Source organism: Allobosea sp. (assembly GCF_035944895.1).
Lineage (GTDB): Bacteria > Pseudomonadota > Alphaproteobacteria > Rhizobiales > Beijerinckiaceae > Allobosea.
This window is the reverse complement of record NZ_DASZAT010000014.1, coordinates 65889-92641: the sequence shown is the minus strand read 5'-3', so window position 1 is coordinate 92641 and position 26753 is coordinate 65889. Positions and strand designations below refer to the sequence as shown.

Here is a 26753-nt window from a genome sequence, read left to right as displayed (position 1 = left end):
GCCGGCAACCCATCAAAAATCGTGGCGGCATAGTTAGGACTTCGTAAAGCTCCCTGCGGGAGCATGGCCTACTGCTACGATCCGGCTTGCTTGGGGGGATGCCTCATATGGCACTATCGCCGGGCCGACGGTTCTTCGGAGCCGGCCTGACGCTCATTCTGGTGACTGCCGGCCCCTGCTCCGCGGGCCCTGACGGCTCGCATCCATTGCAGGTCGAGCGCCTGGCGCGCGTCAATACCAGCGACGATACCGGGCCTGCCAGCGTCGATGTCGGCGTGACGGCCTCGCTCGCGCCGCAGACCGAGCCGCCCGCATCGCCCGTGCCTCCGGCCGCGATCGTCCGGCCGGAAGAGCGCATCGACCTCGAACCGCTGAAGAAGGCGGTCGCAGCCTACCGCGCCGGCAAGCTTGAGGAAGGCGACGCGATCGCCCGCGGCATCGACGACAAGGCGGTGCGCGGCATGCTGGAATGGGTGGCGCTGCGCAGCCTGTCGAATGTCGTCAGCTTCGAGCGCATCGCCGAATTCCTCGACGCTTTCCCGAACTATCCCGGCACGACACCGTTCCGTCGGCGCGCCGAAGCGGCGCTGGTCACCGACCGGCGCAGCCCCGAGACCGTGCGCGCCTTCTTCCATGGCCGCGAGCCTATCAGCCCCGCCGGGCGTGTCGCCCTCGCCCGTGCGCTCGCGGCCGAGGGCAAGGCGGACGAAGCGCTGGCGCTCGCGCGCCGAACCTGGCTCAAGGACCATCTCGGCGCCGGACTCGAGAAGATCGTGCTCGACAATTTCGGCGACAAGCTCACCACCGCCGACCATCGCCTGCGCACGGAGCGCTATCTCTTCGCCGGAAAGAGCGAGGAGGCGCTGCGCAACGCCGCCCGTGTCTCGCAGGACTATGTCGCCCTGGCCAAGGTCCGTCTCGCCAGCGCCAAGGCCAAGGGGCCGATCGCGCAGAAGCAGATCGACGCCGTGCCGGCCGCCCTGAAGAAGGACATCTCCTTCGCCTTCCTGCAGGCGCAGCAGGCGCGCCGCTCCGGCAAGCCGGCCGACGCCGCCAAGGCGATCGCCGAGGTGCCGCGCGATCCCGCTTTGCTCGGCGACGGCGATGGCTGGTGGGAGGAGCGCCGGCTGATCGCCCGCAAGCTGCTCGACGAGGGTGACGCCAAGGGCGCCTATGCGGTCGCGTCCGGCCACGGCGCCGAGGACACGGCCGAGCGTATCGACGCCGAATGGCACTCCGGCTGGATCGCCCTGCGCTTCGAGAAGGACGCAGAGCGGGCGGCAAAGCATTTCGCCGAGGCCGCCAAGATCGCGGAGACCCCGATCTCTGTCGCCCGCGCCACCTATTGGCAAGGCCGCGCCGCTGACGCACTCGGCAAGGCCGACGAGGCGAAGACCTTCTACAGCCGCGCCGCCGAGCACCCGGTCGCCTATTACGGCCAGCTCGCCCGCGCCCGGCTCGGCCTCACCGACCTGCCGGTGCGGCGCACCATGGCGGCGCCGCTGGCGCATCTGCCCGGCTTCAAGGCGGCGAAGCTGCTCTATGCGATCGAGGCGCCCGACCTCGCCGGGCAATTGGTGATCGACCTGTCGCAGCGCCTGCATGACACCGCCGCGCTCGAAGCCATCGCCGACATCGCTCGCCAGCGCAGCGACGCCAAGACGCTGCTCACCATCGGGAAGCTCGCGCTGCAACGCGGGTTCCCGCTCGACGAGGCCGCCTTCCCGACCTTCGGCGTGCCGGAGTTCCCGTCGGTGGGCGATCCGATGGAGCGCGCCATCGTCCACGCCATCGCCCGGCAGGAAAGCGCCTTCGACCCGGCCGCGGTCTCCCATGCCGGCGCGCTCGGCCTGATGCAGATGATGCCGGCGACAGCGCGCGAGACGGCGCGGCGGGCGCAGTTTCCCTTCGAGCTCGACCGATTGACCAAGGATCCGCTCTATTCGGCCAGGATGGGCGCGGCTCATCTCAACGACCTGCTCGGCGACTGGCGCGGCTCCTATATCCTGACCTTTGCCGCCTATAATGCCGGCTCCGGCAATGTGAAGAAGTGGATCGCCGCCTATGGCGATCCGCGCCTGCCCGAGGTCGACGCAATCGACTGGGTCGAGCGCATCTCCTTCACCGAGACGCGCAATTACGTGCAGCGGGTGATGGAGAACCTGCAGGTCTACCGCCAGCGCCTCAACCAGCGCACCGCCTATATGATCGACTACGATCTGAAGCGCGGCGGCAAGCGGGATTGAGCGCCCCCTCTCCTACAGGGCTGGATCGTTCAGGTTCGCGCCTAGCGCTGGTGAACCGCGCGGGGAATCCTTCTCCCGTGTGGGAAAAGGGTAGGGATGAGGGCCTGCCCTAACCGCAGAAGGCGCGGCGACGCGCACCTCCCCAATGCGCTCCTCGGTCAAACCATCGTCATTCCGGACAAGCCGCATAGCGGCGCAGCGCCGGAATGACGACGCGTTTGGACTGTCTGCGTTTTAATGACTGGCGGCGGTCCCTCACCCCTGCCCCTCTCCCATCCGGGAGAGGGGTTCCCCGCGCCTGTCCCGTCACGCCCGCTTCACAAGCGACACCTTGCGCTTCGCTGCGTCGCAAGCGCCCTCCCCGCAATAATCATCCCTGCCAATTGCAATATTTGAAATTTTCAAGTACCTGCTCTTCCAAACGCACAAGGGAGGAGTTCAGATGCTGCCGGACATTGCCGCGCACGCGCCGACTTTGCAGGCCTGGCGCCGCGACCTTCACGCCCATCCCGAAACCGCCTTCGAGGAAGTCAGGACTTCGGCTTTCGTGGCGGAGACGCTGGCTTCCTTCGGCGTCACTGTCCATCGGGGCCTCGGCGGCACCGGCCTCGTCGGCGTGATCGAAGGCGCGGCTCCCGGCTCGACCATTGGGCTTCGCGCCGACATGGACGCCCTGCCGATGACCGAGGAGACCGGCGCCGACTATCGCTCGACCGCGCCCGGCCGCTTCCATGGCTGCGGCCATGACGGCCACACGGTGATGCTGCTCGGCGCCGCCCGGCATCTCGCCGCCAATCCGCCCAAGCGCGGCAAGGTCCATCTGATCTTCCAGCCGGCAGAGGAGGTCGGGCTCGGCGCCAAGCGCATGATCGAGGACGGGCTGTTCGAACGCTTCCCCTGCTCGGAGGTCTACGCGCTCCACACCATCCCGCTCTATGCCGAAGGCACGGCCGCGGTCCGGCCCGGCCCGACGCTCGCCGGCATCGCCGCCTTCGAGATCAGGATCGACGGCGTCGGCGGCCATGGCGCGGCTCCGCACACCACGATCGACCCGCTGCAGGTCGCAGCAAGGCTCGCGACCGAGATCTCCTCGATCGTCGGTCGGCATGTCGACCCGCTCGCGCCGGCAGTGATCAGCCTTGGGCGGCTCACGGCCGGCACGGCGCCGAACATCATCCCGGCCTCGGCTGAACTTTCCGGCACGATCCGCACCTATGACCCGGCAGTCGAGGCGCTGATCCTGAAAAAGCTCGACGCTATCTGCCAGGGCTTCGCGGTGATGTCGGGCTGCACGATCGCCTGCATCCAGAAGGCGAGCTGCCTGCCCTGCGTCAACGATCCGCGTGCCGCGGCGGCCGCGGCGGCAGCAGCCGGCGAGGTGCTCGGCGCGGGCAATGTCCAGATCGACCTGAAGCCCCTGCCCTTCTCCGACGATTTCGCGCTGATGCTCGATCAGTGGCCGGGCGCCTACATCTTCCTCGGCCAGCCTGGGGCGATGTGCCACCACCCGACCTTCGATTTCGACGACCGCCTGCTGCCTATCGGCGCCAGCATCCTCGCCCGCATCGCCACACGCCAGGCCATGGAAGGGGCGAGCGCATGACTGCCGCCGCTATCGCCCCCGCCCAGCCGCGCTCGGCCTCGATGGTCCGCCGCGCCGTCATCTCCTCGGTGATCGGCAACGGGCTCGAATGGTACGACTTCCTGGTCTACGGCTTCTTCTCGACCATCATCGCGCAGGTCTTCTTCCCGAGCGCCGACCCGCTGGTCTCGGCGCTGCTGACGGCGGCGACCTTCGCGATCTCCTTCCTGGTGCGGCCGGTCGGCGGCGTGCTGCTCTCGACCTATGCCGACCGCTTCGGCCGCAAGCCGATCCTGACGGTGATGATCCTGATCATGGGATTCTCGACCGTGCTGATCGGGCTGACGCCGAGCTATCAGACGATCGGCATGCTGGCGCCGATCCTCGTCATCATCGCGCGCATCCTGCAGGGCGTCTCGGTCGGCGCCGAATTCGCCAGCGCCACCGCGATGCTGGTCGAATACGCCCCGCCACGGAAGAAGATGCTCTATGGCAGCTTCCAGATGTGCTCGCAGGCGCTGGCGCTCGCGCTCGCGGCCTTCTCCGGCTACGCGCTCTCGACAGCGATGACGCCCGAAAGTCTGCAGGACTGGGGCTGGCGCATCCCCTTCCTGCTGGGCTCGCTGATCACGCCGCTCGGCTTCTATATCCGCCGCTTCGTCGATGAATCGCCGGAATACGAGAAGGACAGCGGTCCGAAGGTCAGGCAGACGCCGTTCCGCACCGTGCTGGCCCAGCATCGCAGCGCCTTGCTGCGCAGCTGCGCCATCATGATCCCCGGCACCGCCTCGAACTATGTCTGGTTCATCTTCCTGCCGGGCTATGTCGTGCGCCAGCTCAAGCTGCCCTTCACCAGCGCCATGCTGAGCTCGCTGATCGGCGGCATCCTGCTGTTCTTCTTCGTGCCGATCATGGGCCAGCTCGCCGATCGCTGGAACCCGCGCCGCGTCTGGCTTTGCGGCATGCTCGCCTTCGCGCTGCTGTCCTATCCGCTGCTCGCCTATGTCGTGGCGGTGCCGAGCTTCGAGCGTCTGCTGCTCGTGCAGGCGATCTGCGCCTTGCCGATCGCGGCGATCTGGGCGCCGACGCCAGGGCTGCTGGCCGGGATGTTCCCGACCACTGTCCGCTCGACCGGCATGTCGATCGCCTACAACATGGTGGTGCTGCTGTTCGGCGGACTCGCGCCCTTCACCCTGACCTGGCTGGTGGCAAAGACCGGCTCGGACATGGTGCCGTCGTATTACCTCATCGCCTGCAGCTGCCTGGCGCTGATCGCGCTCTGGCAGGCCGATCGCGGCGAGGCCCGGCGTTGAGCCGGGCCGGCGAAGTCGGGTAAGACGTCTAGCCAGCGCCAGAAGGAGCCTCGACCTGCCCGAATCGTTCCTGACCTTCCGGATCGACCAGGTCAACCAGACCGCGATGGCGAAGGCCTCGCGCGTCTACAAGGAGAAGCTAGGCCTGAACATTCGCGAACTGCGCGTGATCAGGACGATCGGCGACCGGCCCGGCCTGTCGTCCAAGGCGCTGTCGGAAGCCAGCTTCATCGAGCAGACGCTGGTCTCCAAGCATCTGCGCAAGCTCATCGCCGAAGGCTATATCCTGCGCGATCTCGAAAGCGCCGATGCGCGGCGCGTGGCACTGCGGCTCACGGCGAAGGGCGAGAGCGTCAGGCAGGAGGCCGACCGGCTCGGCGAGGTCATGGAGCGCGATTTCCTCTCCGCTCTCACGCCGGAGGAACTCGCGGTCTTCAATCGCTGCATCGCCAAGCTGCGAGGCTGGGGCGCGTCGTAGCACCCGCCAACGTCGTCTTCCGCCCCCGGCACAGCCATGGTTAGGTGCGAGACGCCCGCCCTGCCCCCGAGTCCCCCCGCATGAATTCCGATACCGGCTTCCGCTCCCATTTCATCAGCGCTCGCGACGGGCTGAAGCTGCATGTCCGCGAGTATGGACCGCAGGCGGCGTCCGCCTTGCCGATCATCTGCCTCCCGGGCCTCGCCCGCACCTCGGCTGATTTCCACGAGCTCGCGCTGGCCTTGGCGGAAGATGGGCCGCGGCGGGTGCTGGCGCTCGACTATCGCGGCCGCGGCCGCTCGGATTACGCCAAGGACTGGCACGACTACGACATCCGCGTCGAGCTCGACGATCTCATGCAGGTCCTGGCGGCGACGGGCGTCGAGGAAGGCGTCTTCGTCGGCACCTCGCGCGGCGGGCTCCTGACCATGGCGCTGGCAGCGGCACGGCCGGCGGCGATCCGCGGTGCCATCCTCAACGATGTCGGGCCGGTGATCGATGCGCGCGGGCTGCTGCGCATCCGCGGCTATGTCGGCAAGCTGCCGACGCCGCGCAGCTTCGCCGAGGGCGCCGAGATCCTGAAGCGGCTCTCGGACCAGCAATTCCCGCTCTTCAGCGAGGCCGAATGGGAGATCATGGCGCGCCGGACCTGGACCGAGCGCAATGGCGCTCTGGTGCCGGACTATGACCCTCGGCTGCTGAAGACGCTGGAAGAGCTCGATCTCGAGGCGCCGCTACCCGAGCTCTGGCCCTATTTCGCGGCGCTGAACCATGTCCCGGTGCTGGCGATCCGCGGCGAGAACTCCGATCTCCTGGCCGAGAAGACGCTGGAAGAGATGGGGCAGCGCCATCCACGCTGCGAAACCTTCACCGCGCCGGGCCAAGGCCATGCCCCCCTGCTCGGCAGCAAGGACATGGTCCGCCGTATCGGCCGGCTGATCGCGAAGGCGGAGAAGCAGGCGGCCTAACGGCTTCGTGCTCGTTCTCCGTCATGCTCGCCCTTGTGGCGAGCATCCACGTCTTGATCACCGCACTCGATCGGCCGACTGAAGGCGTGGATGGTCGGGACACGCCCGACCATGACGCAGAACTCAGCGCTTCTTCTTGCGGCGCTTCGCCTTGACCGCTCGCGAGTGCTCGGTCTCGCCGCCGCCGGCGAGGATCTTCGCCTCGGCCTGCCATTGCTCGGCGACATCGCGCCCCGGGAAGCCGGTGTGATGGGCGAGGAAGCGCAACTCGTCCGGTCCGAGCGCGGTGATCTGGTCGAAATGCCAGATGCCGAGCGTATTCAGCGTCTCTGCGATCGCCGGGCCGATCCCGTCGATCAACCCGAGATCGTCCGGCTTGCCGCCGCGCGCGCCTGGCAGGAGATTGCCCGGCCGCTTGCCTTCGAGCGCCACGCCGGAGAGCGGAGCCGCCGTCACCGGCTCGACCGTCGTCGCGGTTCGTGCCAGCGCGGTCGCCTGCGCCACCCAGTCCTCGCGCTCGATGCGCCCCGGAAAGGCGAGATAGGTGCCGACCCATTCGACGTTGTCAGGCGTCCAGCCGGCGATCTGGCTGAAATGCCAGATGCCGAGCGCGTGCAGGCGCTCCTCGTTCTGCGGGCCGATGCCCTTGATCAGCTTGAGGTCGTCGGCCTGCCCGCCGCGAGCGGCGGCGAAGCCGGCTGGACGCTTGCCGGCGATCGCATCCTCGCCTTCGACCTTCGGCATGGGGGCCGATTCACCGGGTGCGGCCTCCATGCTCTTCGCCGGCGCGGCCAGCGCTGGAAGCGCTGGGGCAGGCTGCGGCAAGGCAAGGCGCGAGGCCGGCGCGGCGAGCGCCGGCAGCGCCTCGCCTTCGCCCGCGAACAGGCTGCCGATCAGGCAGCCGGCGGCATAGGCGAGCAGATAGAGCAGCGCGGTCTCGATCCAGAATGCCACCTGGTCATTGACCAGCCGCAGCCAGACCAGCGCCGCCAGCGCAGCCCAGAACAGGGCGAGGCCCACGACCGGGCCGCTGGCGAAGCCGCGAGGACCGCCCCGGCCGGTCAGCCAGCCGAAGACCAGGCCCATCGCGAAGGCGGCGAGAAGAAACCAGGCGAACTGGGTCGCGAGATAGAGCATCGCCAGTCTCCTACTTCGCCACGGTGAACTGGACGCGGCGGTTTTTCACCCGCGCCTCGGGATCGCCATGGGCCACCAGCGGCCGGTCGGTGCCGTAGCCCTTGACCTCGAGCTGGACAGGGCCGATGCCGCGGCGGATCAATTCCTCGCGGACCCGCAGCGCCCGCCGGTTCGACAGATCGAGATTGTTGAAGCCGCTGCGCTCACCATCGAGATTGGCGTGGCCCTCGATGGTGACGCGCGATGTCGGGCATTGCTTGAGGATGGCTGCGGCCTCCGTCATCGCCCGTTCGGTCACCGGATCGAGCGTCACGACCGCGGTGCCCTGGCCGAACATCACGTAGTAGCGCTGGGTCAGCGCATCGAGCTCGTTCTGGCAATTGCTCGGCGGATCGATCACGCAGCCGGTCTGGCGCATGCCGATCTCGGCCTTGCCGGAGAAGCCATCCGGCAGGCCGCTTGCCAGATTGGTCTGGACCTCGTCGCGGATCAGCGCGCGGCAGGTCAGCCCGCGGACATTGACCTCACGATCGACCACGCTGGCCGAGCCCAGATCGAGCCGCAGCAGGTCCTGGACCACCCCGCGCGCCGCGACCCCGAATCCGGTCGGCGCCGCCGGCAGAATCTCGGTTTCGTCACTGACGCGGCCTCGCAAAGGCGAAGCCTCGATCAAGGCCGCGATCGCGTCCTTGGCGGCAGCGTCGGGCAGATAGCCGTTGAGGTAGCCGCCGGACTTGTCGATCGAGGCGCTGAAGCCATAGCTGCGCAATGTGAGTGCCGGCCGGCCCGAAAGCGAAAGCCCCGCTGGCAACGCCCTGCCCTTCAGCGCCTCCTCCAAAGCCTGCCAGCCGGCCTTGTCCGCCGCCGCGCCGGTGAGGCTGAGAGCCGATCCGGCCAGCGAGACGCTGCCTTGCGCCATCTTGCCGAGGAGCCCGAGAGCAAAGCGGGCCGCCTCGCCATAATCGGAACCGCCGCGCGGACCAGATTCGACCACGGTTCGATCGACGACCTCGCCGCCGGATAATGCTGCGCGCGCCGCCTCCAGCACAGCCGCCCTGGCCGCGGCATCGGGCGCGGTACCGGACAGAACGATGCCGTTTTCGGATTTCTCGGCCCGCCATTGCAGCGGCCGCGGCGCTGCCAGCGGCGCGGGCTGCGGCTCGGTGGCTGCAGCCGGGGCGGGCGCGGCAGGGGCCGGATTGACCGGAGCCGACGGCTGGCTGGCCGGAGCGGGCGCGCTCGGTGTCGCCGGCGCGGTCGGCGGCACATCGACCGATGGAGCGGGCGCCGGCTCGCTCTTCGGCACCGGCGGCGGAGATGGCGGGCAGGTGACGCTGGCGAGCGCGACCGAATCGGGACCGTCACCTTGCGCGATGTTCAGCTTCAGCGCCTCGCAGGCCTCGTAACCGTCCGGCCCCTGCCCGGAGATGCGGTAGGCGGCGCCGTCGAGCTCGGCCTTGCCGCTGCGCAGGCGAGCGAGATCGGCGACGGCACGCGCCACCCTGCTCGCAAATGCCGGCGGCTCGCCGGCAGCCTGCAGCATGCGATCGTTCACCGCACCGGCCGAGGGGAAAGCGCGGCCGAGCAACGCACCGATCTCGCGACGCGCCGCATCGGAGGGATAGTAGCCGGAAACCGTGACGGCGCCGGATGCGCTCTTCTCGGCGCTCCAGCGATAAGGGCTCACCGTCGCCGGGCTGAGCGGGCAATCGACGCGCGTGAAGCCCTTCGGCGACGCACTGGCAGCACGCTCGCGCAAGGACTGGAAGCTCTGCGGCGTCGCGGCCGTGCCTTCGACGCAATAGCGGGAATCGTCCAACCCGACCTTGCCGATGGAGAGCTGGCCGAGATCGCCCATCAGCAGGGCTGCGAGCTCGGCGAAACCGACCGGGGCACCGAAAGAGACCTTCTGCTGGTCATCGACCTTCAACCCCGGGTCCAGTGCCCGCGCCGCCGCCAACGTTGCCATGGCCGTCGCCTCGTCGGGCACGAAGCCGGACAACGTCACGAGATTGCCCTGCCGCGTCGCCGACCAGCTATAGGGCCTCTGGGCGATGACCTGCGTCAGCCCGCCGAGCACGCGCCGGACGCCGAATTCCGATTGAAGTTGAGCCAGCGCCTTGCTGGCGCCATCGGCCGTGACGGCCTCGCCATCCAGATAGACGTCGCGCCCGCTGACACGGATCGAGACGCTGCGGGCGCCCGAGGCAGACCCGGCCACAGCGCTCGCCGCAAGCGCCCTCGCCTCGATGTCGCGGCGTACCGGCTCGGTATTCAGCGCATTGGCGGCCGCCCAGACCAAGGACAGCGGAACAAGCCCCCAGAGCCACCCGGCCTGCCGCGCCATGCCGAAATCCCCGCCTTGCCCAAGGGTGGCCGGCGTCGAATCCCGCCGCCTGCAGCCCGTTCCAATCACGCCCTATCGCGATCCCAAGTCAAGCAAGGGACCGTCCCGCCCTTGTGACGATCAGACGGCTTTTTGCTCTGCGAGCGCCAGCTCAAAACGAAAGAGGCCCCGGGTTTCCCCGGGGCCTCCCTTGAACGATCGGATGATCGATCAGAAGTCGCGCTGGATGCGGAGGCGACCAGCCCAAGCATCTTCGCTGCTGATGAACCGGCCGGTGTTGCGCAGGCCGATGTTGTTGACAGCCTGGACCGAGTTCTTGAGCTCGACCTTGGTGTAGAGAACCTCAACACCGATATCGAGACCCGAAACCGGCGACCAGATCAGGTTACCAGCGACGATCAGCTCCTTCGGATCGAGGGTGCTGAAGCCACCGCCGATGAGAGCCACGCGGTTAGCAAGCTTGATCTCCGAGTACGAACCGTACAGCTCCGAACGCAGCTGCGGGGTCCAGAAGTGACGGAGACCGGCGACGACCGACCAACCGGTCGAGGAGTCGACCTGTCCGGTCAGCGGGTTCACACCGAGATCGGAGATCGCGAGCGCACCGGTCCGGCCGATGCCGGCGTTGCCGCCCCAGCCGAGGTAGCCGAGAGCGCCGTCAGCGTAGGCGGCCTGCAAGAACAGGTGATCGCCAGCCGCAAGCATCGGCAGGTTGATCTTCACGCCACCCTGGATGGCCCAGCCCCACTCGTCCTGCTTGTTGGTGATGACGCCGGTGACGGCATCAATGTTACCCGCGCTGCGCTGAGCGAGAGCACCCGACAGCTGAGCGGAACCCCAACCCTGATCGACGCGCACCGAGGCGACGATGTCCGGGAAGTCCTGACCGAGCTGGCCGGAACCGAAGCCGAACGAGTTCTCACGAGCGCCGGTGCCCGAAGTACGATCTTCGAGCGAGACGGTCGCCGAGAAGCCCGAACCGAAGGTGGCGGTGTAAGCCAACAGGTTGAGGCGCGAGTCAGCCGTACGAAGCGTCGAGAAGCCGAAGTCGTTCGCGTAGAAGTCGAAGAACGACTGGGCGCGACCGGCGGTGATCGGACCGAACTGGATGAAGGCCAGATCGAGGACCGTCGAGGTCGTCGAAGCCGTCGAGTGGGTCTGGCCCGCGAACGTGATACCCTGGTTACCGGCCGGGGTGGTGTTCTGGTACATGCCCGAGTTGTTGGTGATCTCGTAGCGGAAGAAGGTACGCAGCGTGCCGTAGGCAGTCGCGGTACGAGCGTCGACGTTCAGGCGACCGCGGGCACGCATGCCGTAGGCGTCCTGGTTGTCGCCGTAGCGCGAACCGATCGTGTACTCAGCACGAACACGACCACCGACGCGCAGGCAGGTGTCGGTGCCCGGGATGTAGAAGAAGCCCGCGCCGTAAGCGGAGCAAACGCGAACGTATTCGACCGGAGCGGCCTTCCGCGAAGGAAGGTCGGCGGCCTGAGCCCCGGCAACCGCGGCGATGCCGGCGGCGGAACCGAGGAGGAGGCTCTTGACGAGCTTCATTTGATTACCTCCAAAAGAGTTTCGAGACCCTCGGGCGTCGGCGTGTTCCTAATCGGTGGCCCCAGGAGGCCTGTCCGATGAACCCGCTTATCCCGGTCTTTCGCCCGCGTCCCCGAACCGTTCGGAGGCGAAGACGAAAAACAGCGACCGGGAACGTCCCGCCGCACAGTCACCATTACGAATGCCCGGCCGCCGATCAACCACGATCACGCCACAGTCCCCGCCGAGGCCCCGCTTTACCCCCCGGTGTTGCAGCCGGGCCACGCTTTGACCTGCGAACTTAAGAGAGCGTTAACCGAACCGGGCCGGCGGAGGCTCTGCACGGGCCCTGTCGCAGCCTTCCAGGGGCGAATCTCCCCCATTTTCCCTGAGCGTGAGTCGCCGAGCCGCACTGCAACGAATCTCACGGCCTTTCGAGGGCGCCTGCGAGCGGCGAGCATGGCCGTCGGAACACCGGCTTCCGGAACCGCACTCCGGCTCCCAAGTCTTCGGCTCGGCCTGGAATGACGGCGCCATGGCGCGATTTCCAGGCTCAGTATTCCCATTCGGCGCCGACGCCGACCGCGGCGCTGCCGTCGGCATTGGTCTCGGCCTGGAGCTTCAGGCGGCGGGTGACATCGATGCCGACCGAGACGCCGCTGTCCTCGGGCTTGGCGCCGGCCTTCACGCCAAGGGTGATGTTGTCCGAGATCGAGCGGGAGACACCGACCGTCGGCCCGCCCGGCCCCATCTGGACATCGAGATTGTCGACGCCGAGCGAGCGGCGGATGCGCTCGAAGACATCGTCGCCGCCGGCGCCGGAGAACTGGGCCGCGGTCTGGGCAAGCTGCAAGGCCTGGAACGGCGAGAGCGAGCCGGAAGCGCGGGCAAAGAGCAGGCGCGAGAGCACCTCGTCCGGCGGCAGCTCGGGCGAGGAGGTGAAGGTGAACTCGGGTGCCGAGGCCTCGCCGGAGACGATGATCCGAGCGGTCACGTCGGCTGCGCGGGTCTCCGCGACGAAGTCGAGCGTCGGCATGACGTCGCCCGAGAAGGTGACGCGGCCCTTGCTGAAGTCGAGGCGCTGGCTGGCGAGGCTCAATCGCCCGCGCCTGAGATCGAAGCCACCGGTCAGGGCCGGCGCGGCGGAGGTGCCACCGACGCGCAGGTCGCCGCCCAGCTCGGCGTCGATCCCGCGCCCGCGGATGAAGACGCGGCCAGGCGCCGAGACGGTGATGTCGAGCACGGCGTCGAAGGCCGGCGCACGAGCGCCCTTGCGATTCGCGACGGCACGGGCCCGGCGCTCGGCCGCGAGGCGGGCCGCCGCCTGGCCCTTGGCGTTGACATGGCGGATGCCGTCGACCGGCCGCGAGCTCGACGGCAGGCGATCGGGCACCGAGACCTCGATGGTGACGACATCGATGCGCCCGGCAATGCGCGGCCGCTGCGCCAGCGGGCCGGCGAGGTCGAGATTGAGATCGGTGACCGCCCGAACCAGCCCGCTGTCGACGAGCTGGGCGCGCCTGCCTTCGATGCGGATCGTGCCGGGGAAGCCAGCCTCCGGATCGAGCTTGACGTTGCCGCGGGCCGAGAGCGTGCCATTGCCCGGCGTCTGCGCGGCGAAGCGCTCGATGACGAGCTCGGGCCCGTTGGCCACGACGCGCGCCTCGAGACCGGTCAGCTTCACGCCCTGGAGCGCATCGCTGAAGCTGCCGCCGGAGAGCGTCGCGCCACCCGACAGGCGCGGCGCCGCAAGCGTGCCGCCGGCGCGCAGGTCGAGCGCGAGCTGGCCGGTCAATCGCCGGCCGTCGGCTGCGAGCTGGGTGTTGGCGAGCTGGGCATCGGCTTTGCCCTGGATTGAAAGGTCGAGCGCTCCGTCTCCGCCGAGGGGCGCGGTGCCCCTGGCCGTCAGGTTGACGAAGCGGCCGGCATTCAGGCTGGCGTCGAGGGTGGTGTTACGGCCGTTGAGGGCGCCCTGCCCCGAAATCTCGATCGGTGGCAGGCCGGCGGAGCGGGTCTGCGGCGCGACGAGGCGGGCAATGCGCAGGCGCCAGGGGCCGGTCGGCGCCTCGGGCGTGCCCTTGATCGTGGCTTCCGCATCGAGCGTGCCGGAGAGATCGAGCGTCGGCGACGCCAGGCGCGCGGCCGAGAGCGGCACGTTCTGCGCGGCAAAGCGCAGGTCGAGCGCCTTGCCGGCCTCGCCGTCGAGCGTGATCCGGCCACCGTCGAGCGCGATGGCGAGATCGCGGATCGAAACGCCGCCATCGATCGCGGTAAAGCTCGCCGGCTTGGCGAGCGCGATCTTCCGGCGGTCGCGGGTCGCGGTGAAGCTGGCAAGGTCGAAGCGCAGGGGATCGGCGACCGAGAGCCGGCCCTTCGAAGCGAGCGAGAAGCCGCGCGCATTGGCATCGAGGCTGATGTCGCTGGCGTCGGCCCCGCCCTTGGAAACCAGGCGGATCGCGCTCACCGGCTCGCCGGCGACGACCGCGCGATCGACCTGGACCGTGCCGTTGATCAAGGGCTTGCGCAGCGCATCGACGATGGCGATGTCGGCATCGAGACGATCGAGCGAAATGCTAGGCGCAACAAGCTTCTGCGCGCTGGCCTTCAGATCCAGATTCTGGCCGCCGGTGGGCCGCGCCAGCTTCACGTCGGCCTCGATCCGGCCGCCTAGTTTGGCGAGCGCCAGGGCGGAGAGATCGTCGAGATTGCGGGCCGCGAGCTTGAGGTTGCCTTCAGCCAGATTGGCCGCGTCGAGATCGAGCGCGCCGTTCAGCGTGACCGAACCGATGGCAATGGCGAGCTGCGGCAGCGCCCAGCCGCCCGGATCGCGCTTGGCGAAACGGAGGGCGCCGGTCGCCGGGCGGCCATCGACCTCACCGGAGAGTTTGGCGTCACCGGAGAGCGCACCTTGCAGATCGCGCAGCGTTGCATCGAGCGCCAGGCGCGGCACCGGCCGGCCGAGTGCGGTGGCGTTGGTGATGCCGGCCTTCAGCGTCGCGTCGAGCTTGTCGAGCGGGCCGGTCAGCGTCGCGTCGAAAGCGCCCTGCCCCGACAGCTTCGGATCGGCGCGGCGCAGATCGGGAATCGCGATGTTGGCCTTCAGGCTCGAGCCTTGCGCGCCGAGCGCGCCATCGGCCGTCGCCGCGACATGGGTTCCGGCGATGCGCAGGCCGTTGACGACGAGGCCGCCGCTGCCGGGCACCCGGACTTCGCCGCCGAGCGAGAGCTTGCCGGCGAGCAGGCGGTCGAGCGCTTCCTGGCCGAGCGTCAGGGACTCGGCGCCGCCGTCGAGCTTGACGGCGTAGAGCTTCTTCTTTGGCTCGGCATCGACATCGGCGGCGACAGCGGCCGAGCCCTTGAGCGGGCGGCCGGCGAGCGTGCTGAGCCGGGAGAGGTCCGGCAGCCGCGCCTGCACCTTGCCGAGGATGCGGGCTGGATCGAGCCGACCGGCATAGCCGAGTTCCGCCCCGCCAAAGCTGAGCTTCAGCGTCTCGAACTCGCCGCCCCCGCCTTCGGAGGCCGTGCCGCGCAAGGTAAAGCGCAAGCGGTCGCCGATGAAGCGGGCCAAACCGGGATCGGCGAGCGCGACGCCGGAAGCCTCGCCATCGGAGACCAGTACCGTGCGCGTCGCCGGATCATTCAGCGCTCCGGTCGGCGTCGCGGTGAAGGTGAAATCGAGCTTGCCGAGCTTGCCGGCCGGGACGCTCGCGCCCTCTGCCTGCAGGCTGGCGTTGACGCGCGGGCCGGCAGCCGGCCCCTGGATCCTCGCATCGAAGGCGAGCTTGGCGATCTCGGCGCCGGAGGCGACGGTGCGCCCTTCCGCATTGGGGCGGGCGGCGGCGGTGATCCTGAAGTCGAGGTTCTTCTCGGCGCCGTAGAGGCCGTTCACATCGAGCCGGGCCAGCGCCGAGACCAGCGCCATCTGGTCGACCGAGACGGCGCCGCTATCGGCCAGCCCCACGGCGCCGTCGAGCCGGGTCGAGCCCTCGAAGACCGGCGCGACCGGCGGCGGCATCAGGCCGGCGATGCGCGAATCGAGCGCAAGCAGAAGCCGCCGCCCTGCCCCTTGGCGGGAAAGGTCGGCGGTGCCGTTGGCGCCGATGGTCGGGCCGGCCGTGAAGGCGAGCGTCGCGCGGAAGCGGTCGAGCGGGCCGTCGCCGGTGAGGTCGAGCTTGACCGGCGGGCGGTCCGGCAGATCGGCGATGGTCGAGATCAGGCCACCGGCCGGCTCATCGAGCTTGACCGCGAGCTGGAGCTGCGTCGACTGCGGCACGAAGCGCAGATTGACGTCGAGCGTGCCGCCCATGTCGAGCCGGCGCCCGGCGAGCCGGAAGTCGAGGCCTTCATTGGGCGGGCCGAGGCGAGCCGCGCCGGTCGCCGAAAGCCTTGCAGGCGCTCCTATCACGGTCGGGCCGAGCGCCAGCTCGCCGAGCTGGAAGGTCTCGATGATCACCTTGAGCGGCAATTCCGGCAGGATCGGCGAATTGTCGGCCGGCGGCGGGGCACCCGGTTCCGGCACGGGCTTGCGCAGGATCTCGAGCTTGCCGATCTCGAGCCGGTTGACCTCGAGCCGGCGCAACAGCAGCGCCGAGCGAGTCCAGATCAGCCGGGCGCGATCGAGCCTGAGCCAGGGGCCGTCGCGATCGGAAATGACGATGTCGCGGATGGATGCATCCGAGGAGAGCGCCCCGTCGACGGCGCCGATCGAGACCTGGCTGCCGTCGGTCGACAGCGCTTTCGAGATCAGATCGGCAAGGACACCGCGCTCGCCGGCGTTCTGGGCGAAGCCGCCAAGGCCGGTGAAGACGACCAGCGTCGCGGCGATGACCAGGGCTGCGATGCCGGCGATCAGACGGGGGAAACGGAGCGTACCCATCAGAAGGCTTGCCCGATGCTGATATAGAGCGCGACCGGCTTGTCACCTTTGCGCGGGTTGAGCGGCGCGGCGACGTCGAGCCGGATCGGCCCGATCGGCGTGTAGTAGCGCAGGCCGAGGCCAGCGGCGTACTGCATCTTCTCCTTGAAGCTGGGGAACTGCGACGCGAAGGCCATGCCGGCGTCGAAGAAGGGCACGATGCCGATCGTGTTGGTGATCTTGATGCGGGCCTCGACCGAGGCCTCGAACAGGCTGCGCCCGCCAGTCAGGTGATTGAGCGGGCCGAGCGGCGAGAGCGTGCGATAGGCGTAGCCGCGCACCGAGCCGCCGCCGCCGGCATAGAAGCGCCGCGTCGCCGGCACTTCATCGAGGTCGGCACCGGCGATCGAGCCGAGCCCGATCCGGCCGGCGAGGACATAGCGGGCGTCCTCGTCGAGCGCGTAATAGCCGGAGATCGAGGCCTTGCTCTGGATGAAGGGCGCAGCGTTGTCGCCGAAGGCGGCATAGGGCGTGACCGAGGCGGTGGCCCTGATGCCGCGGGTAGGGTCGAGCTGGCTGTCGGTCGAATCGTAGCGCAGAGAGAGCGGCACGCCGACCAGCATGTAGTCGACCTGCCCGAGCACGTCGCTGGTCTGGCCGCGTTCGGCCTCGATGCCAGCCTGGATCGAGAAGACGTCGCTGAAACGGTGGCGGATCGCGGCGGTGACATTGGCGTAGCGCGCAGTGTAGCCGCCATAGCGGTTGGTGCCGACGCGCTCGCGCACCCCGGTCGCATCGATCAGCAGGTCGTTGCGGCTGCCGCCGAGCGCCGGCTTCAGGAAGCTGGCGGAAAAGCGAGCGCCGAGGTCGGTCGGCTCGAAATCGCCGAAGCGCTGGATCTTGGTGCCGTCGATGCGCGGCGCGAAGAAGACGGAGGCCTCGAGCCGCAGGCGCTCGGCGCCGCCGAACAGGTTGCGGTGCTCCCAATAGGTCTTCACCGCCGGGCCGTCGATCGTCGAATAGCGGGCGGAGAAGCCGAGCAGGCGCTTGGGCCGCTCGTTGACCTCGACGAAGACCGGCAGGTTGCCGGCCTGGTCCAGCCCCTTGCCCTCGCGGATGCGGACCGAGCCGACGGCGGGAATCGTCGCGATCGACTTGCGCGTGTCGGCCAGTGCCTTGGGCGAATAGGGCTCGCCCGGCTCGAGATAGATGAAAGAGCGGATCACCTCGGGCGGGATGTCGCCGGTCTCGGTGATCGAAACGTCGCCGAAGCCGGCGACCGGGCCGGGATCGACCAGGACCGAGACGTCCATGGTCTTGGCGGCGTGGTCGACGACCGGGCGAACCTCGACGACGCGAGCGAGCGGGCGGGACTTGCCGCGCCAATAATCGACCAGCGCCGCCTGCGCCGCCCGGATCGAGGACGATGTCGCCGGTGCGCCGGGCACGAGACCGGAAACCTTGCCTGGATCGGAGATCACCGCTTCGGGATCGCGGCGCCCGCTCGGCACGATCTCGACATTGCGCAGCGAGAATTGCGGGCCGGGATCGACCGTGACCACGATCGGCGCCGGGGCGCGGTTGCGATAAGCCTCGGCCGTGCGCGCCAAACCTGCCGGCGGCTCGCCGGCCTGCGTCACCGCGACGCCGTCGACCGCGATCGCGACCTGCGCGTTGAAATAGCCCTGGGCCCAGAGCGCATCGATCAGCGGGTTGATGTCGGCAGCCGCGCGGCGGGCCAGCGTCTCGCCGTCGGGTGGTGCATCCTCGCGCAGGCGATAGAGCAGCGAGGCGTCCTGCATGCTGCGCTTCAGGGCGCTGGCATCGGGCACGTCGCCGAGCTCGAACTTCAATTCATAGGGCAGCGTCGTCTCGCTGACCGGCGGCGGCTTGTCCTTGCTGCCGAAGAGGTTGAAGACGTCGAGCGAAGACAGGTCGAAGGCGCGGGCCGGCGAAATCTCACCGGCAAGCATCGCCGCGAAAGCAACCAAGCCTCCGCTGGCAATGCCGATCCTGCCCCTTCGCCATGACCGCATCAAACCTCCAACGCAACCCAACTAGAACGCAGCGAATGCGTTGATTTTGTGATCGCGCCTCCGATTGATCACAATTCGACGCTCGGGATCAGGCTAACGTCAACCGAAAACCTGAACGAATCGTTCGCCATCCGCGCTTTGCTGGATGTCTGCGATCGGATCGCGCTCCCTGCTCAATCGCCCTGCTCGGCCAGCGCGAAGGAGATCGCCGTGACCGGGTCGAGCCGGGCGATGACCGGGCCGACCGTCGGCGCCAGCACACCGCCGCAGAGGCTGCCGGTGGTGATGATCTGGCCGGCCTTGAGCGGGCCGAGCGGCCCCTCGACCGGACGATTGGCCCAGGCGAGCGCGGTGACCAGCGGATCGCCATTGGCGTGCAAGGCCTGGCGGTCATAGAGCACGTCACCGTCGAGCTCGACCGTGCAGTTCAGCGCCGAGACGTCGTCGAAGATGCTGAAGGGAACCTCGGGGCCAAGCAGATAGCCGCCATGGCCCATCGCGTCGGCGAGCCAGAGCGGGAACGGCACATTGGTCCAGTCGGCGATGCGGCTCTCGACGATCTCGATGCCGACGAGCGCGGCGTCGCAATGGTCGATCAGCTCATCGCGGGTATAGGGCTGGCCGGGCCGCAGCGGCATGTCGCGGCCGAGCCGGATGGCAAGCTCGATCTCGACCCGCAATTCGGCGCCATGCACGCCGCGATAGGTGTCGCCGGACTTGAGATAGGGACCCTGCATCAGTCCGGCCATCGGCCGGCCACCCTCGCCGAGCGAGACCTTCCAGCCGGCGAGCGGATAGCCCATGCCCTTGTTGACCTCGGCCTGCGCGGCGAAGCCGGCGTCGACATCGGCAGGAACCGGCAAGGTCGCGATATCGACCAGCTTGTGGCCGCGGCGGGCGGCGATGAAGGCGCCAGCAAGATTATCGGTCGTCACAGCCATGGTCATCTCGTCCCCGTCGCCAGCGTGGCGGAATCTCGCCGCCTCATCCTCTCTGGCTACAGCATCGACCGGCTTCCGGGAACCCGGAGATCGCGCAACTGCTATTTGCGACTGGCGAGCACGACGCCGAGCACGGCGATCGCCATGCCGACGAGCTGGATCAGGCTCAGCGTCTCGCCGAAGAGAATCCAGGCCTCGACCGCCACCGCCGGCGGCACGAGATAGAGGAAGGTCGCGATGCGCGAGACCTGGCCGCGGCGGATCATCACGAGATAGAGCCCGATCCCGCCGAGCGAGAGCGCCAGCACCGACCAGGCCAGCACCAGGCCCATGGTCAGATTCCACTCGATCCGCATCGGCTCGAGCAGGAAGGCGAAGGGCAGCGTGAACAGGAAGGCGGCGATGTACTGCACCGCCGTTACCGTGCGCAGGTCGCCCTCGACGATGCGGGCCTTCTGCCAGAACGAGCCGAAGGTGACGGCGAACATGCCCACGACATTGACGATGATCGGCAGCGCAATCGCGGAAAGTGCCTCGGGCGCGACGCCGACCAGCTTCGGCTCCAGCACCAGCGCGATGCCGACGAAGCCGAAGACGATGCCGAGCCAGCGGATCGGCGAGATGCGCTCGCGCATGATCAAGGGTGCGAACAAGGCGGTCAGGACTGGCTGCAAGCCGGCGATCAAGCCGGAGACGCCAGCCGGCAGCCCGTGGCGCACCGCCCACCAGACGCCGCCGAGATAGATGGCGTGCAGCAGGATGCCGGCGACCACGCAATCGAAAAGGGCGCGCCGCGTCTTCGGCCAGGGTGCGCCGAGGGCGACGGCGAACACGGCGAGCGCCAGGCCGGCACAGCCGAAGCGGACCGAAAGGAAAGTCAGCGCATCGGAATAGCGGGCCGAATAGCCGGCGACGATCCAGCCGCTCGACCAGAGGAAGACGAACAGAGCCGGCGACAGGCGCAGGAAGAGCGGGGAATCGAACATGGCAGCAGCCTTCTAGCCGCCTGATAGGCCCGATAGCGGCAGTTGTCGCCGCATGCGGACGCCGTGAGGCCATGTCTCTCGCGCTCTCCCGTCCTGCGCACCCTCCCGTCTTGCCAGCAGCCCCGAACCGGCGACAATCACCGCCCTGCCCCGCCCGAGACCTGCATGTCGCTGCGCTCAGTCCCCGCCCTCGCCTTCGAACGCTTCATCGCCCATGACGGCTGGGCGATCGCCAGTCACATCGCGCTTTCGGTGCTGATGTCGCTGTTTCCGTTCCTGATCCTGATCACGGCGCTCGGCGGCTTCTTCGGCTCACAGGCGGCTGCCGACGAAGCCGCGCAATTGCTGCTGGAAGCCTGGCCGCGCGAGGTGGCGGAGCCGATCGCGCGCGAAGTCCGCTCCGTGCTGACCGCAGTGCGCAAGGACGCGCTGACGCTGGGCGCGATCCTGGCGCTGTATTTCTCCTCCTCCGGCGTCGAAGCCGTCAGGATCGGGCTCAACCGCGCCTATGAGGCCTATGAATGGCGCAGCTGGTGGCGCACGCGGCTGGAATCGATCGTCTATGTCGTCGGCGGCGCCATCTTCATGCTCGCCTTCTCGCTGCTGGTCGTGCTCGGCCCGCTGATCTGGCGCGGCATCGTCGGCTTCGCGCCGGCGCTTGCCCCGCTCGGCTTCCTGCTCGCCTTCCTGCGGATCGCAGGAGCGACCGTGCTGGTCGTGCTGGCGCTCAGCGTCGCCCACAAGCTGCTGCCGGCCCGCGCCCCGCATATCCGAGCGATGTGGCCGGGCATCCTGATGACGCTGGTGGTCTGGCTGATCGGCGGTATCGGCTTCGGCTGGTATCTCGATTCCTTCGCCGGCGCCTATGTCACCACCTATGCCGGCCTCGCCACCGCGATGATCGCGCTGGTCTTCCTCTATTGGCTGGCGGCGATCTTCCTCTATGGCGCCGAGCTCAACGCCGCGATCGCGCTGCGCCGGGCGCCGGAGAAGTCGAGCGGAGACGTATTGAGCGGGCTATGATCGCTCCTCCCCGATCTCCGGGCGCCCCCTCATGAAGATGCAAGCTTGCAGCGAAGCAACGGCTGATTTCCGGCCGGGAGCAATTCCCCGAATCGCGGAATTGCTCCCGGCCTTTGATTTATCGCATTGTCTTCACGCGAACCGGCGTCCACTTCGCTCGAAAATGCTCGAGCCCAGGCTGGGCGGTCGATGCCGCAAGCATCAGCCCCGGCCGAGCAGCGACATGGCCCTGGTGATGTCGGTCTTCTCGAGCCGGCAGGCGACGCAATAGGCGGGATTGAAGACGTTGGCGACGTCGTAGCGCACCATCTGGCCAAGCAGATGGCTCGCCTCCACGGCATCGACGCCGAGGTCCTCGACGATCCAGCGCAGCATCTCGGTCGTCGCGAACTGCAGCGGCTGGTCGAGCGGGCGTCCGCTCGCCAGGGTGATGATCTCGGTCGCAGTTTCGCAGCGCGGCCAGCGGCCCGGCGCATTCTTGCGCAGATGCAGGGTGAACTCGATCTCGAAGCTGGTCTCGATGCCGGTCCCGACGATCTCGCCATCGCCCTGGCAGGCATGCCCGTCGCCGAGGAAGAACAGCCCGCCCGTCTCGGACACGGGGAAAGCGATGCGCGCGCCCGGCCCGAAACGACGATAGTCCATATTGCCGCCATAAGGCCCGCTCGTCGCCGTGGAGATCGCCTGGCCGCCAGCCGGCGCCACACCGAAGCAGCCGATCATCGGTGTCAGCGGGAAGCTCCAGCCCGACATACGCTCCGAGCCGCCGATCAGGCTGACCTTGCCCTTGCCGGCATCGATCGCCCATTCGAAGCGCTCGCTCTTCGGCAATTCGGCGACGGTACGGGGATCGACCACCTGCTGCGACAGCGGCGAGTAGGTCCAGCCCGTGGCGCGGTTCGGAGTCATCCTGTCGATCGTCACGATCAGCGCATCGCCCGGCCCGGCACCTTCGACGGAGAACGGGCCGGTCATCGGATTGCCGCGCGGTGCCTTCTGGACGCCGTCATGATCGATGCCGGCGGCATCGAGCGTCGTCGTCACGATCGTATCGCCGCTGGCGACCGTAAGGACCGGCGGCAGCGTCGCCATCACATTGGAATAGGTGGTGGGGACGAAACGATGAAGCGCCATGGGTCTCACCTGCCGGTCTTGCGGGCGCTTCAGGACACAGGGATCGGCCGTCGCGAAGCGTCCCGGCCGAATCCTTCGGGAGTCGCCTCTCGCACCAGCCTATGCGAACGCATGGCGAGGGCGCCAGTGAGCCCGGTTCGGGAGATCAGAAATCCACGCCCCGCTCCCCTCCGGGTTCGTGGAGGCCTTGTCCGAGCGCCGGGTCAGCCCTCCAGCGCCTCGACCACGTCCTCATAGGTGCGCAGGCCGGTGCGCGGGGCGTAGACCAGCACGGCCATGTTGCCCGGCGCATGCTCGTTCTTCCACATCTTGTGGTGGGCGAGCGGGATCTTGTCCCAGGGGAAGACCTCGGACATGCAGGGATCGACGCGCCGGTCGAGCACGAACTGGTTGGCGGCACTCGCCTGCTTGAGATGGGCGAAATGCGAGCCTTGCACGCGCTTCTGCCGCATCCAGACATAGCGGGCGTCGAAGGTGATGTTGAAGCCGGAGGTGCCGGCGCAGAACACAACCATGCCGCCGCGCTTGGCGACGAGGCAGGAGACCGGGAAAGTCGCCTCGCCCGGATGCTCGAAGACGATGTCGACGTCCTTCTTGCCGGTGATGTCCCAGATCGCCTTGCCGAACTTGCGGGCTTCCTTGGTCCATTCGGCATATTCGGGCGAGTTGACCGTGGGCATCTGGCCCCAGCAGTTGAAGTCCTTGCGGTTGATCACGCCCTTGGCGCCGAGACCGAGCACGTAGTCGCGCTTGGTCTCGTCGGAGATCACGCCGATCGCATTGGCGCCGGACGCCGCGCAGAGCTGCACGCCGAAGACGCCGAGGCCTCCGGAGGCGCCCCAGATCAGGACGTTGTCGCCCGGCTTGATGGTGTGCGGGGCATGGCCGAACAGCATGCGGTAGGCGGTCGCCAGCGTCAGCGTGTAGCAGGCCGATTCCTCCCAGGAGAGGTGCTTCGGCTTCAGCATCAATTGCCGCGACTGCACCCGGCAGAACTGGGCGAAGGAGCCGTCCGGCGTCTCATAGCCCCAGATGCGCTGGGACGACGAGAACATCGGGTCGCCGCCATTGCACTCCTCGTCGTCGCCGTCGTCCTGGTTGCAATGGACGATGACCTCGTCGCCGACCTTCCAGCGCTTCACCTTGGAGCCGACGGCCCAGACGATGCCCGATGCATCGGAACCGGCGATGTGCAACGAGCCCTTATGGACGTCGAAAGGCGAGATCGGCTGGCCGAGGCCGGCCCAGATGCCGTTGTAGTTGACGCCGCCGGCCATCACGAGGAGCAGCACCTCCTCCTCGCCGATCGACCAGGTCGGCACGACCTCGACCTTGAAGCTGTCCTGCGGCGGGCCATGGCGCTCGCGGCGGATCGTCCAAGCGTACATGTTGGCCGGGACATGGCCGAGCGGCGGCAATTCGCCGAGCTCGTAGAGATCCTTCAACGCGGGCTTCGCGACGGGTTGCAGCTGGGCCATCTCACCTCTCCCTTGTCGCCACGCCTCTGATCCGGTGGCGTTGCCGGCATCATGCAGACCAATGCTGCGCTGCGCCATACTCCTATCGAATTATGCCGCAGCGCAAAAAACAAGAGGGAAAGGCGGAAGTTCCCTCGCCGCTTGTCTCCTGTCGAAGGAGCGACGATACCGCCGCCATGGACATGATTCGAGAGCTTCACGGCACGACCGTGCTGATCTGCGCAGAAGACGGCCAGCCGCTCGCCGCCGAGCGCGACATCAACGACTTCCTCGGCGCCGCCTGGGCGGCGGAGGCAACGATGGTGGCGATCCCGGTCGCGCGGCTCGATCCCGCCTTCTTCCAGCTCGCGACACGGCTCGCCGGCGAGGTCGCGCAGAAATTCGTCAACTACCGGATCCGTCTCGCCGTCATCGGCGACATCAGCACCCAGTGCACCGCCAGCAAGGCGCTGCGGGACTTCGTCTACGAAAGCAACCAGGGCCAGGCGCTCTGGTTCGTCGACGACCTCGCGGCGCTCGACGCCCGGCTCGCAGCCTGACGGCGATCAGGCCGGGCGGCTCGCCGCCAGCATATAATTGACGTCGAGATCACGCGAGCGCGACCAGCGGTCGGCCAGCGGGTTGTAGGCGACGCCCTCGCGGGCGAAGACCGAGAGTCCACCGGTCTCGATCGCTGCTTCCAATTCGTCCGGCGTGACGAACTTCTCCCAGTCATGCGTGCCGCGCGGCAGCCAGCGCAGGATGTATTCGGCGCCGACGATGGCGAGCGCATAGGATTTCAGCGTGCGGTTGAGCGTCGCCATGACGAGCAGACCGCCCGGCTTCACTGCCGCGCAGCAGGAGGCGACGAAGGCCTCGACATCGGAAACATGCTCGACCACCTCCATGGCGAGGACGATGTCGAAGCGCGCGCCGGACGCGACGACCGCCTCGATCGTCTCCTCGCGATAGTCGACCGTAACGCCTGCCTTCTGCGCATGCGCCCGCGCCACGGCGATATTGGTCGTCGCCGGGTCGAGTCCGGTGACCTGTGCGCCCAGACGCGCCAGCGGCTCGCAGAGCACGCCGCCGCCGCAGCCGATGTCGACGACGCTCAGCCCCTCCAGCGCACGCAGCGACTTCGGATCACGACCGAAGCGCTCGCAGGCGAGGTCGCGAATGAAGGCGAGGCGTACGGGATTGAACTTGTGCAGGACCGCCATCGGCCCCTTCGGGTCCCACCAGCTCTTGGCCAGCGCGTCGAAGCGCGCGACCTCGGCCGGATCGATGGTGGAGCCTTCGCGTGCCGCTGCCGTCATCGCCTTTGATATCCCGTTTATGCTCGTGCGGGCGGTGGCTGCATTGACACTTTCCGCGCTGCCCGTCATCTACACCCGCCCTTCGCTAGGTGCGAGGGGACGTTTCGTCCCGGCCCGGCCGGGCGCAGATTAGAGAGCCTTTAGACGTCATGGCCCGTCTGGTGATGAAGTTCGGCGGCACATCGGTCGCCACTGTCGAGCGCATCAAGAACGCGGCCCGCCACGTCAAACGCGAATTCGACGCCGGCAACCAGGTCGCGGTCGTGGTCTCGGCAATGTCCGGCAAGACCAACGAGCTCGTCGCCTGGTGCAAGGAAGCCTCGTCCGTCTACGACCAGGCCGAATACGACACCGTCGTCGCTTCGGGCGAGCAGGTCACCTCCGGGCTGATGGCGATCGTGCTGCAGGAAATGGGCCTGCCCGCCCGCTCCTGGCAGGGCTGGCAGATCCCGCTCTACGGCTCTGACGCGCATGGCTCGGCCAGGATCGAGGGCGTCGACGGCGCCGGCATCCTCGCCGGCTTCGACCGCAACCGCGAGATCGCCGTCTGCTCCGGCTTCCAGGGCATCAACCCGCGCAGCCACCGCATCGTCACGCTCGGCCGCGGCGGCTCCGACACCAGCGCGGTCGCGCTCGCCGCCGGCCTCAAGGCCGATCGCTGCGACATCTACACCGATGTCGACGGCGTCTATACGACCGATCCGCGCATCGTCCCGAAGGCGAGGCGGATGGACAAGGTCTCGTTTGAAGAGATGCTGGAGATGGCCTCTCTCGGCTCGAAGGTGCTGCAGGTGCGTTCGGTCGAGATCGCCATGGTCCAGCGCGTGCCGACCTATGTGCGCTCCTCCTTCGACGACCCCGAAAACCCCAATCCAGGCACCCTCATCTGCGACGAGGACGACATCGTGGAACAGCAGATCGTCACCGGCATCGCCTTCTCGCGCGACGAAGCCCAGATCACGCTCCGGCGCGTGGCCGACAAGCCCGGCGTCGCCGCGGCGATCTTCGGGCCGCTGGCCGATGCCAACATCAATGTCGACATGATCATCCAGGTCGTCTCCGACGACCAGGCGACCACCGACATCACCTTCACCGTGCCGACCGCCGATTACGAGCGCGCCAAGGGCCTGCTCGAATCGAAGCACGACACCATCGCCTACCAGGACATCCAGGGCGCGACCGAGGTGGTGAAGATCTCGGCGATCGGCGTCGGCATGCGCAGCCATGCCGGCGTGGCGGCGCGCGCCTTCCGGGCGCTGGCCGAGAAGGGCATCAACATCCGCGCCATCACCACCTCCGAGATCAAGTTCTCGGTGCTGATCGACGCCGCCTATACCGAGCTGGCGGTGCGCACCCTGCACTCGCTCTACGGGCTCGACGCGGCCTGAGACGAGGCAT

Annotated in this window: 18 protein-coding genes; 8 read left to right on the top strand and 10 right to left on the bottom strand. The window is 68.1% G+C overall.

What is annotated here, in order from left to right; translation table 11 throughout:
- Window positions 1–107 precede the first annotated feature (107 nt).
- From VGV58_RS25795 to VGV58_RS25775, 5 genes are all read left to right on the top strand, one after another.
- Window positions 108–2246 (top strand): lytic transglycosylase domain-containing protein, encoded by a 2139-nt coding sequence (locus tag VGV58_RS25795; RefSeq protein WP_326876925.1) that lies wholly within the window; start codon window positions 108–110, stop codon window positions 2244–2246.
- A gap of 442 nt (window positions 2247–2688) precedes the next feature.
- Window positions 2689–3849: an amidohydrolase gene (locus VGV58_RS25790; RefSeq protein WP_326876924.1), complete on the top strand. Its 1161-nt coding sequence runs from the start codon at window positions 2689–2691 to the stop codon at window positions 3847–3849.
- The gene (locus VGV58_RS25785; protein ID WP_326876923.1) at window positions 3846–5141 is read left to right on the top strand and encodes an MFS transporter; all 1296 of its coding nucleotides are present in this window, start codon (window positions 3846–3848) and stop codon (window positions 5139–5141) included. The genes VGV58_RS25790 and VGV58_RS25785 overlap by 4 nt, the downstream gene beginning before the upstream one ends.
- 106 nt (window positions 5142–5247) lie before the next feature.
- The gene (locus VGV58_RS25780; protein ID WP_326876922.1) at window positions 5248–5619 is read left to right on the top strand and encodes a MarR family winged helix-turn-helix transcriptional regulator; all 372 of its coding nucleotides are present in this window, start codon (window positions 5248–5250) and stop codon (window positions 5617–5619) included.
- Window positions 5620–5699: 80 nt separating this feature from the next.
- Entirely contained in the window at window positions 5700–6587 is an 888-nt protein-coding gene (locus VGV58_RS25775; protein WP_326876921.1) for an alpha/beta fold hydrolase, read from the top strand.
- Between the two features lie 123 nt (window positions 6588–6710).
- Here the strand turns inward: VGV58_RS25775 and VGV58_RS25770 are convergent, their stop codons facing one another.
- The 7 genes from VGV58_RS25770 to VGV58_RS25740 form a co-directional block, all read right to left on the bottom strand.
- Window positions 6711–7724 (bottom strand): hypothetical protein, encoded by a 1014-nt coding sequence (locus tag VGV58_RS25770; RefSeq protein ID WP_326876920.1) that lies wholly within the window; start codon window positions 7722–7724, stop codon window positions 6711–6713.
- Between the two features lie 10 nt (window positions 7725–7734).
- A complete protein-coding gene (locus tag VGV58_RS25765; RefSeq protein WP_326876919.1) occupies window positions 7735–10071 on the bottom strand; it encodes an OmpA family protein in 2337 nt (778 codons plus the stop codon).
- A gap of 210 nt (window positions 10072–10281) precedes the next feature.
- Window positions 10282–11625 carry a porin gene (locus tag VGV58_RS25760; protein WP_326876918.1) on the bottom strand — a complete coding sequence of 448 codons (1344 nt, stop codon included), beginning with the start codon at window positions 11623–11625 and terminating at the stop codon, window positions 10282–10284.
- A 532-nt stretch (window positions 11626–12157) separates the two neighbouring features.
- Window positions 12158–16480: a translocation/assembly module TamB domain-containing protein gene (locus VGV58_RS25755; protein WP_326876917.1), complete on the bottom strand. Its 4323-nt coding sequence runs from the start codon at window positions 16478–16480 to the stop codon at window positions 12158–12160.
- Complete coding sequence (locus tag VGV58_RS25750) at window positions 16480–18495, bottom strand: autotransporter assembly complex protein TamA (RefSeq protein ID WP_414644110.1); 2016 nt, start codon at window positions 18493–18495, stop codon at window positions 16480–16482. The genes VGV58_RS25755 and VGV58_RS25750 overlap by 1 nt, the downstream gene beginning before the upstream one ends.
- Before the next feature lie 173 nt (window positions 18496–18668).
- The gene (locus tag VGV58_RS25745) at window positions 18669–19436 is read right to left on the bottom strand and encodes a fumarylacetoacetate hydrolase family protein (protein WP_326876915.1); all 768 of its coding nucleotides are present in this window, start codon (window positions 19434–19436) and stop codon (window positions 18669–18671) included.
- Window positions 19437–19537: 101 nt separating this feature from the next.
- Window positions 19538–20422, bottom strand: a complete 885-nt coding sequence (locus VGV58_RS25740) for a DMT family transporter (RefSeq protein ID WP_326876914.1) — start codon at window positions 20420–20422, stop codon at window positions 19538–19540.
- A 165-nt stretch (window positions 20423–20587) separates the two neighbouring features.
- Between VGV58_RS25740 and VGV58_RS25735 the strand changes: the two genes are divergently transcribed.
- Window positions 20588–21445, top strand: coding sequence for a YihY/virulence factor BrkB family protein (locus tag VGV58_RS25735; protein ID WP_326876913.1), 858 nt, complete (start codon window positions 20588–20590; stop codon window positions 21443–21445).
- Between the two features lie 201 nt (window positions 21446–21646).
- Here VGV58_RS25735 and VGV58_RS25730 read toward each other — a convergent pair whose 3' ends face one another.
- Window positions 21647–22579 (bottom strand): acetamidase/formamidase family protein, encoded by a 933-nt coding sequence (locus VGV58_RS25730; RefSeq protein ID WP_326876912.1) that lies wholly within the window; start codon window positions 22577–22579, stop codon window positions 21647–21649.
- Window positions 22580–22782: 203 nt separating this feature from the next.
- Window positions 22783–24057 (bottom strand): crotonyl-CoA carboxylase/reductase, encoded by a 1275-nt coding sequence (gene ccrA, locus VGV58_RS25725; RefSeq protein WP_326876911.1) that lies wholly within the window; start codon window positions 24055–24057, stop codon window positions 22783–22785.
- Between the two features lie 176 nt (window positions 24058–24233).
- Between ccrA and VGV58_RS25720 the strand changes: the two genes are divergently transcribed.
- A complete protein-coding gene (locus tag VGV58_RS25720) occupies window positions 24234–24596 on the top strand; it encodes a DUF4180 domain-containing protein (protein WP_326876910.1) in 363 nt (120 codons plus the stop codon).
- Between the two features lie 6 nt (window positions 24597–24602).
- Here VGV58_RS25720 and ubiG read toward each other — a convergent pair whose 3' ends face one another.
- Entirely contained in the window at window positions 24603–25355 is a 753-nt protein-coding gene (gene ubiG / locus VGV58_RS25715) for a bifunctional 2-polyprenyl-6-hydroxyphenol methylase/3-demethylubiquinol 3-O-methyltransferase UbiG (RefSeq protein WP_326876909.1), read from the bottom strand.
- Between the two features lie 149 nt (window positions 25356–25504).
- Between ubiG and VGV58_RS25710 the strand changes: the two genes are divergently transcribed.
- Window positions 25505–26743 (top strand): aspartate kinase, encoded by a 1239-nt coding sequence (locus VGV58_RS25710; protein WP_092158817.1) that lies wholly within the window; start codon window positions 25505–25507, stop codon window positions 26741–26743.
- Window positions 26744–26753 lie beyond the last annotated feature (10 nt).